The following is a 9270-nucleotide window of genomic DNA, read 5'->3' as shown; positions in this document are numbered from 1 at the left end:
AGCACCTGCACCTGCCGAGCGACAGCGGGCTCGGGGCGAAGCTGGACGCGACGTCGTCCGAGCCGTACGCCGGCCCGGTCGCCCTCGGGGTGATGACCGGGGCCGCCGGCGACACAATCGCCATCGCGTCCGCCCGTGGCATCGACCTCATCCGCCCCGACGGCCGCCGCACGACGATCGCCGTCCCCGCCACGGCCGGCCTCGACCGGCTGCTGCCGATCACCGGCACCACCGACCGCGTCCAGTTCCTCGTCCACGGCAGCGCCGGGTGGTCACTGCTCACCACCGCACCGGACGCACGCACCGCGGTCCGGCCGACCGCCCTGCGCGGCGTGCCCGCGACGGCCAACCTCGCCGTGCCGGTCGAGAGCGAGCACCGCGCCTACACGATCGACCGGTCGAACGGCCAGGTGCTGAAGCTGGCCGACGACGGCACCGCCACCCCCGTCGTGACCTACCAGGTCGTGCAGGGCATCGAGACGCCCGACTTCAGCGACGCCTACCTGCTCGGACGCGGCCCGCGCGTCATCGTCGACTCGCCGAACCACATCTACGCGATCACGCTCTTCACCGACCGTCGAGGCGACGCCCCGCAGCTGATCGACAAGAACGCCGCGGTGGACGTGAACGCCAGCGGCGGCGCCGAGGCCATCGCCCGCGCCCACGCGGCTGCGCCCGCACCCAAGCCGGGGCAGTCGGCGCCCACGCCCGTCCCGCAACCCTCGGCGCCACCGCCCGCGCCGGTGCCGGTGCAGCCGATCGACAACGCCCTGGCGTGCAAGGACACCACCCAGACCCCGCACCAGCCGGCCTTCACCCTCGAGGACGCCGGCTCGCGGTCGCTGCACCTCGAGTGGCACTACCCGAAGCTGGACGCGCAGGACTGCGTGCCGTCGACCTACGTGGTCTCGGTGGAGCTGGTCAGCCCCGGCGCCCCCAAGCCGCAGCAGGGCACCGTCACGGTGCAGGGTCAGACCGGCGTCACCATCGGCGGGCTGTTCCCCAACACCCAGTACAGCGTCACGCTGACCGCCGTCCTCAACACCCGTGGCACCAGCACCCAGCCGATCCTCGTCACCACCGGCCCCGAGGGCCCGGCGGCGCCCACCGGCGTGACGGCGCAGCCGACCGCGAGCGGTGCCTGGACGGTGAGCTGGAAGAGCTGCGGCACCGTCGCGCAGGGCTGCGTGCCCGCGTCCAGCTGGGACATCGTGCCGGCGTACTGCGACGGCAAAGGACTGTCGGCGCCGCCCGCGACCATCACCGTGATCGGAGACCCGACGCTGAGCAGCTTCAGCGCCACCTATGCCGGCGGCGGGGCGCTGCTCGGCCGGTCGCTGCAGTTCCGCGTGCTCGGCCACGGCGCCGACGGCACCGTGGGCACCCCGTCCGGCCTGTCCGGCTGCGCGCAGAGCTGGGCGCCGCCGAACCCGGCCGGGGTCACGTTCAGTGCCGCGCAGCCGCCGTCGGCGACGCTCGGCGGCACGGTGAGCGCGAAGCTGACGGTGAACCTCGGCAGCACGCCGCAGGCCGCGGTCGGTGGACTCGGTGGCGGCGTCCGCTTCCAGCTCACCGGTCCCGACGGCGTCGTCACGCGCGGGCCGGTGGTCTACGACGGCTCGTCGGCGATCCTGTCGGCGACCTTCGACGGCATCCGACCGGGTGCGGCCTACACCGCGACGGCGTTCCTGGTGCCGCCCGGACACCCCGAGGCCGCGGTGCAGCTCGCGACCCAGCCGGTGAGCACCAGCGCCTCGTGGCCGGCGGCGCTCGCGTTCCACGCCAGCTGCCCGCCCGACAACGGGCTGGTGCGGCTGAGCTGCCAGCTCACGATCACCTTCAGCGGGCTCGCGTCGAGCGACGCGCACGGCGAGACCTTCGACCTCACCGGTGACAGCCGCCTGCAGTGCGGCAACCGCGCGCAGCCGATCAGCGGGTCGGGCCTCGACCCCGCGTCGGCGCAGCTGACGTCGTCGGTGTCGCTGCTGCAGTACAACGGCGCCTGCACCGTGCACCTCGGGCTGGTCGAGTCACCCGGCACCCCGAACCCGAAGCTGTTCGGCGGCATCCCCACCACCCTGCCCGACCAGGACATCGCGCTCGGCCAGCCGGAGACGCTGGACGCGCAGGGCAGCGATTTCGCGGTCACGTGGACGTCCACCTCCGACGTCCAGGTGCAGTACACCGGCAGCCACCGCGACGACGAGGTCGCCGCGTTGACCCAGGACTGGCAGGAGACGCTGCTCGCGCCCGACGGGACGACGTGCGGCAGCGGCACCCGCCAGCCCACGCACGACGGCATCACGGTGCAGACGCAGCAGAGCTGCATCGACACGCAGGGCCAGACTCCTGGCTGGAAGGTGCAGCTCAGCTACGCCGACACCGGCACGTCGAACACACACACCTACACCGAGACGCTCGTCGGCACGCCCCCGACGTACCGACCGTGCAACATCGCGAACGGCAATCCCCCGTTCACCGCAACGTGGGACGGCACCGCGGCGGCGCCCGTCGCGCACCTGCAGTTCACCGGTGCGGACGCCGACGTCGCCGGCTGCTCGGGCTGGACATACTCGGTGCAGACGCCGCAGCCCGACACCGCCGACTGCGGCGACGGCCCGCAGAACACGTCCCCCTCGGCCGAGTCACCGGACATCCGCATCAACCTCACCTGCCAGACGGCGCCGTCGGACGGCTGGAGCGTGCACATCACCTTCCAGCGGCCGAACGGCCACACCGACTCGGTCGACGTCGACATCACCGGGCCGGTGCCACAGTGACCCGCGTACGGCAGACTGTCGGCTCCGGACCGACCCGACGAACCCCGATCCCGCCCGCCGACGGAGAGAGCGCCCGATGACCACCGTGACCGACGCCCTCGGCCGGCTCGCGCACGATGTCGAGCGCCTCTGCGCCAACATCGGCCAGGTCATCCAGGGCAAGCCCGACGTCATCCGCAACGCCGTCGTCTGCCTGCTCGCCGAGGGCCACCTGCTGCTCGAGGACGTGCCCGGCACGGGCAAGACCTCGCTGGCGCGCGCGATGGCCTCGTCGCTGTCGGTGTCGTGGCACCGGGTGCAGTTCACGCCCGACCTGCTGCCGTCCGACGTCACCGGTGTGTCGATCTACAACCAGGACACCCACGAGTTCGAGTTCCGCCCGGGCCCGGTCTTCGCCAACATCGTGCTCGCGGACGAGATCAACCGGGCCTCGCCGAAGACCCAGTCGGCGCTGCTCGAGGTCATGGAGGAGGGCGTGCTCACCGCCGACGGGCGGGCCTACGAGATGCCGCGTCCGTTCATGGTGGTCGCGACGCAGAACCCGATCGACATGGAGGGCACCTACCTGCTGCCCGAGGCCCAGCTCGACCGGTTCCTCATGAAGCTCAGCGTCGGGTACCCGTCGGCCGAGGCCGAGACGGCGATCCTGCGCACCGAGAAGATGGGCGCGACGGTCACCCACCTCGCGCCGGTGCTCTCGGCCCGCGACGTCCAGGGCATGATCGACATCGTCAAGCAGGTCGAGGTCTCGCCGGCGCTCGAGCAGTACATCGTCGGGGTCGCCGCGGCGACGCGCGGCATGTCCGAGCTGCGCCTCGGCGTCTCGCCGCGCGGGTCGCTCGCCCTGCTGCGCGCCGCGCGCGCGATGGCCGCGTCCATGGGCCGTGCCTACGTGCTGCCCGAGGACGTGAAGGCGATGGCGCCGGTCGTGCTGGCGCACCGCGTGATCCTGCAGCCGGACGCCGAGCTGCAGGGCCGCACCGGCGCCGAACTGGTGGCCCGGGCCGTCCAGACCGTGCCGGTGCCGCGCATCGCGCCGGCGGGTTGACCCTGGCCCGGCCATGACGTTCTACGGCCTCGCCGCCCTCGTCGCCGGCATCGTGTCCCTGGTGCTGGGCCTCAGCTTCGACTGGTTGACCTTCGACCTCGTCGGGCTGGGGCTGCTCGCCGCCGTCGTGCTCGCATTCGGCGTGGTGAGCCGGCCGTCGCCGCTGCAGATCGACCGCGAGATCCAGCCGCCGCGGGTACCGAAGGGCTCGCCCGCGATCGCGTTCCTCACCTTCGCCAACCGCGGGCGGCGCTCGGTCGCGACCACGGTCGCCACCCAGCCGTTCGGCGGACGCGACGTGCGCACGGTGATCCCACGGCTCCGCCGCGGCGAACGTGGCAGCCGGGCCTACCGGCTGCCGACCAGCCGCCGCGGCATCTTCGACGTGCCGCCGCTGGAGGTGACGCGGCGCGACGCGTACGAGTTCTTCCGCACCGCGCGCACCTTCGCCGACGTCGAACGCATCTGGGTCTACCCGCGCATCCTGCCGTTGCGGCGACTGTCGAGCGGCCAGATGCGCCATCTCGAGGGACCGAGTTCGGACGTCGCGCCGCAGGGCAACATCACCTTCCACCGCCTGCGCGACTACGTGGCGGGCGACGACCTGCGGCTGGTGCACTGGCGCTCGTCGGCCCGAACCGGCCGGCTGGTCGTGCGGCACAACGTCGACACCTCGCAGCCCTACAGCGCGGTGATCTTCGACCAGCGCCCCAACCGCTACACCGAGGAGTCCTTCGAGCAGGCCGTCGACGTCGTCGCCTCGGTGGTGACGTCGGCGTCGGCCGACAAGGCGCCGGTCGAGCTGCGACTCACCGACGGCACGGTCGTGGGGGGTGCCCGGCTGCGCGAGCCGACGCCGATCATCGACCACCTCACCGGCGTCGGCCCCGACCCCGACGGTTCGCTGCAGGCTCAACTGCTGTTGGAACGTCGGGGCAAGGGTGGCACGTCACTCGTCGTCGTGACCGGCGTGCTCGACCCCGACGACCTGCCGGCAATGGCCGCGCTGCGACGTCGCTTCGACCGGCTGGTGCTGGTCTCGATCGACGTCACCGCCCCTCCCCCGCCGCACTTCCCGGGCGTGCGGGTCATCAGCGCGCGTGACGCCGACGAGGCCGCGCAGGCCTGGAACCTGCTGGCGGCCCAGCCGTGAGGGCCGACCTGCGCCGCATCATCCCGTGGACGCTGCTGCCGCTCGCGGTCATCGCCACCGCCCTCGGCGGTGGCCTGTGGCTGCGCACGTTCCCTGCGGACGTGATGGCCGGCCCGCTGTTCGGCGCGGCGGTCATCAGCGTGCTGCTGCCCGTGGCGGTGACGGCCCTGTTCACCACCCGCCTGTGGGTCACCACGATCCTCGACCTCGTGGCGCTGGTGCTGTACCAGTTGCTCGTCGTACTGCGCGATCCCAGCGGGCTGCACGAGCTCGCGTCCGGGCTGCTGCACGGGCCGTCGCAGCTGCTGACCTACGCGCTGCCCCTGGTCAGTCCCCGGTCGCTGCTCGTGGCGCCGGTGGCCCTGACCTGGGTGTGCGGCGCGATCGCAGGTGAGTGCCTCGGACGCGACTGGCGCACCGTCGTGCCCTACGTCGCCTGGCTCACCGGCTTCGGGCTCAGCTACGCCGGCTCGGTGCGCGGCGTCACCGACGCGACCACCGGACGCCGTGTCGACACCCTCGTCGGCGCCGGGCTGCTCGTGGTGCTGCTGGTGATCCGCGCCGCCCAGACCTGGACCGAGCAGGACGCCGCCGCCGCGCCCGCCGACGCCGCGGCCCGGCTGCCGGCGCGAGGCTTCGTCAGCGGCGTCACCGTCGCCGTGGTGCTGGCCGCCGCCGCAGCCGTCGCCGTCCAGGCGTCCGCCTTCCACGGACCACCCACCACGCCACAGCGCTCGCCGACGGTGCATGGTGACCAGCCGGTCACACCGCTCGCCTTCATCGCCGACCTGCGCAGCGACCCGTCGTCCCGACTCTTCCACGTCGGCCTGCAGGGCGGTGCGACGCCCGGGTACCTGCCGATCGCGACCCTGGACACCTACGACGGCGACACCTGGTCGTTCGACCGAGTGTTCCGACCGTCCGGGGGCGTGATCCCGGCCGACACCGACCCCACCCTGCGCGGCGGTACGCAGGTGCGCCTGTCGGTCTCGGGCATCAGCCCGCGGCTCGACGGCTCGCGGTGGATGCCGTTCTTCACGCGGCCCGACCGCGTCATCGGCATCGCGGTCGACGTCGACCCCGCGAGCGGCATGATCGTGCCGGCCCAGCCGCTCTCGAGCGGTGTCTCGTACCGCGTCGACTCGGTCGTGCCGAGCCGTTCGTTCACCGCACTGCGGCCGGACGTGCTGCCGGCGACCTCGACGCCGCCGGTCGACCGCGACGTGCCCGGGCAGATCCGCACCGAGCTGCAGCAGATCGTCGGCTCGCTCGCGACTGAGACGGGTGCCGACCGAGGGCGGGCGATCGCCTTCCTGCAGGCCGTCGCCGCGGACCTGCACGACCACTACTCGCTGACCCCGCCGGTCACCGCGACGACGCCGAGCGGGTCACCGTCGGTGTCGTCGGGGTCGGCGTCCTCGGCCACGCCCTCGCTCCCAGCGGGAGCGCGCACGGGCGGCACCAGCTTCCGTGACGTGCTCGAGTCGATCCTCGGCACCGCCCGCGAGGGCACGCCCGAGCAGTACGCGACGTTGATGGCCCTGCTGGCCCGGCAGGTCGGGGTGCCGGCGCGGATCGCCACCGGCTTCCGGCTCGGGCCGGACCGCACCGTGGTGAGGGGTCAGGACGCGTGGACGTGGGTCGAGGTGCCCGTCGCCGGGCACGGCTGGACGGTGTTGGACGCGGCACCCGACACCGTCGCGGGCACCCGCCCGCCGCAGAGCGTCGGCGTCGAGTCGAGCTCGAGTTCGTCGCCGTCGAGCTCGTCGGCCCCGAACGCCACCATCACCACCGCGAACACGAGCGGCAACGCCGTCGCCCCGCCGGGCCGGGTGACCGAGCGGCACAGCGGTGCGCCGCTCTCGGTGCTCACCGTGGTGCTGCTGGTGATCGCACTGCTCGCCCTGGTGCTCGTGCTGGTGCTGCTGCTGCGCAAGCGGTGGCGGGCCTCCCGGCGGCGGCGCGTGGACGACCCGCGCGCGTCGCTGCTCGGCGCGTGGCACGAGACGATCGACGTGCTCGTCGAGGCCGGTCTCGACGAACCCGACGCGTGGACGAACCACGAGATCGCCGTCGCCGCGGAACGGCGCTTCGGGGCCCGGGTCGGCGCCCGCGTCGCGTCGCTCGGCGACTCGGCGAACGCCGCGATCTTCGCGCCGTCGACCGCGGTCACGAGCGCCGACGCCGCTGCGGTGTGGAGCGAGCACTGGCTGCTGCGCACGGAGGTGCAGCACACGCTGGGCTGGCGCACGCGGCTCGTCGTCGCGACCCGCTACCACCGGCTCGACGTCGACCCCACGCTCGTCACGCCCGCCTCGTGGTCGGACCGCACCGACGTCGTGCGCACCCGGCGGCGACGTCGCCGCAACACAGGCACGGGCGTGCGCCGGCACTGACGCGCGACCGGGGGCCGGGCCGATCATGATCCGGCGAGCTGCGTCCCGCGCAGGCTCAGCGGCGGCCGCCCCCGCGGCGGCGGTAGTCGTCGAGGATGCCGTGCAGCCGCTGCAGTTCGGCGGCCGGCCGCCTCGTCGCGCGCAGGGGCACGCGTCCCCTGCTGGTCAGCGCCACCAGGTACGCGCGCTCGTGCGGCGACTGCCCGTTGCGGGCGAACTGCGGCTCGAAGCCGTCGATCTCGCGCCAGGGCAGGTCGGTGCGCCGCCATCCCGACCGGATGCGCAGCACCGTCGGCTCGGCGGTCAGCGACGACAGCCCGGCGCGGATGCTCAGCCGCCGCTCGTCGCCGGCGGGCACGGGTGCGGGCGCCGGTGCGGGCTCGGTGGCGCGCGCGTTCCACACCGGCACGGCGGGCGGCGGCGGCGCCTCGACGGGCGGCAGGGTCGGTGCGACCGGGAAGACAGCCGGCGGGGCGGTCACCTGCCCGGCAGGCGCGTCGTCGACGACCGACCGTTCCTCCACATCCGTGGAGAGCTCGACGTCGTGCTCGAGCTCGGGCAGGTCGGTGGCGGGTTCGACCTTGGGTTCGGGCGCGGAGGACGCCGGTGGCGCGGGCGGCTCGGGTGCAGCGGGCGGGGCCGGCGGCTCCCATGCCTCCGGCACCCAGTCGGTCGGCGGGGGTGCCCACCGGTCGGTCACCGATTCGCCGGACCCCTGGTGGGGCTCGTAAACGACGGTGGTGGGCCGTACCAAGGTTTCGACAGCGGGCTCGACAGCGGGTCCGGCGGCGGGTTCGGCCGCTCGCGGCGGCACCAGCACGACCGGCTCCTGCGGCGGACGCGGTGCGTCGCGCAGCAGGAACGAGGTGCGCGGCCAGCCCTGCGCCTGCTCGACGGCCGCGAGCTCGGCGGCGAACTCGGCGGCGGTGCGGGGGCGGGCGTCCATCTCCTTGCTCATGGCCTGGATGAGCAGATCCGACAGCGCCATCGGCACGCCCGCACCGACCAGCGGCTGCACGGGATCGCGCAGGATGCGCAGGATGACGCTCGCCGGCGACTCGCCCTCGTAGGCGCGGAAGGCCGATCGTCCGGCGATCAGCTGGTAGAGCGTCGAGGCGAGCTCGTAGACGTCGGTGGCGGCGGACGTCTCGCCGCCCTCGAGCAGCTCGGGCGCCGCGTGCAGCGTCGTGAAGTCGAACAGCCCGGCGGTCGTCTGGGTCGAGCTCTGCAGCATGGCGACCCCGAAGTCGGCCAGCGCCGGCTCGCCGAACTCGGTGATGAGGATGTTCTGCGGCTTCACGTCGCGGTGCAGGATGCCCGCCCGGTGCGCCGTCTCGAGCGCGCCGGCGATCTTGATGCCGATTGCGACGGCGTCGGGCGCGGGCATCCCGCTGCCGTTGCCGACCCGCTGGGCGACCGAGCCCATACAGAGCTCGAGCACCAGCACCGGGCGTCCGTCGGCCGCTCGGAACGACCGGTAGAGCGTGACGATGTTCGGATGAGAGCTGATCGCCCCGAGCGCGATCGATTCCCGCTCGAAGGATTCCAGGGCGCGTGGCGACGCATCACGGACGTTGAGCAGCTTCAGGGCGACGAAGCGGTTGGTGTCCACCTCGCGGGCGCGGTAGACGGTGGCGAGCACCCCTACGCCGATCTCGGCGACGTCGGCGAAGCCGGGGAAGCGGTCGCTGGACGCGCCCCGCCCCGGCCGACCGAGTCCGCGTCGCAACCGCCCCACGTCCGACCTCCCGGTGAACCAACTTCGAGGGTAGCAACGCCGCGCAGAGTGGCTCCGGGCGTGAGAAGGTGACTGCCGTGTCCCGTAACTCCCGCCGTGCGCTGCGCCTCGCCGGCCTGCTGGCCGGGGCGGGGGCGACCCACTTCGCCGCGCCG

At 73.6% G+C, this 9270-nt stretch carries 5 protein-coding genes; 4 read left to right on the top strand and 1 reads right to left on the bottom strand.

Going from position 1 to position 9270, the window contains the following annotated elements:
- The 4 genes from ACTHMS_RS00140 to ACTHMS_RS00125 all read left to right on the top strand — a co-directional run.
- Positions 1–2780, top strand: a 2780-nt coding sequence (locus tag ACTHMS_RS00140; protein WP_440304648.1) for a hypothetical protein, incomplete at its 5' end; no start/stop codon positions are given.
- A gap of 76 nt (positions 2781–2856) precedes the next feature.
- Positions 2857–3828, top strand: a complete 972-nt coding sequence (locus ACTHMS_RS00135; RefSeq protein ID WP_440304647.1) for an AAA family ATPase — start codon at positions 2857–2859, stop codon at positions 3826–3828.
- A gap of 13 nt (positions 3829–3841) precedes the next feature.
- A complete protein-coding gene (locus tag ACTHMS_RS00130) occupies positions 3842–4981 on the top strand; it encodes a DUF58 domain-containing protein (protein ID WP_440304646.1) in 1140 nt (379 codons plus the stop codon).
- Positions 4978–7377, top strand: a complete 2400-nt coding sequence (locus ACTHMS_RS00125; RefSeq protein ID WP_440304645.1) for a transglutaminase family protein — start codon at positions 4978–4980, stop codon at positions 7375–7377. Before ACTHMS_RS00130 ends, ACTHMS_RS00125 begins: the two co-directional genes overlap by 4 nt.
- Positions 7378–7432: 55 nt before the next feature.
- On the opposite strand, the gene ACTHMS_RS00120 is transcribed toward ACTHMS_RS00125, so the two are convergent.
- Complete coding sequence (locus tag ACTHMS_RS00120; protein WP_440304644.1) at positions 7433–9106, bottom strand: serine/threonine-protein kinase; 1674 nt, start codon at positions 9104–9106, stop codon at positions 7433–7435.
- Between the last annotated feature and the right edge of the window lie 164 nt (positions 9107–9270).

It is taken from the genome of Jatrophihabitans sp., assembly GCF_051960575.1.
Taxonomy (GTDB): domain Bacteria; phylum Actinomycetota; class Actinomycetes; order Mycobacteriales; family Jatrophihabitantaceae; genus JBQCEE01.
Note: the sequence above shows the minus strand (reverse complement) of the source record. Positions and strands in the feature narration are given on the sequence as shown.

Bases quoted from the DNA above. Each gene is read 5' to 3' on its own strand.
- ACTHMS_RS00130 (WP_440304646.1), top strand. From the start codon at position 3,842: ATGACGTTCTACGGCCTCGCCGCCCTCGTCGCCGGCATCGTGTCCCTG.
- ACTHMS_RS00135 (WP_440304647.1), top strand. From the start codon at position 2,857: ATGACCACCGTGACCGACGCCCTCGGCCGGCTCGCGCACGATGTCGAG.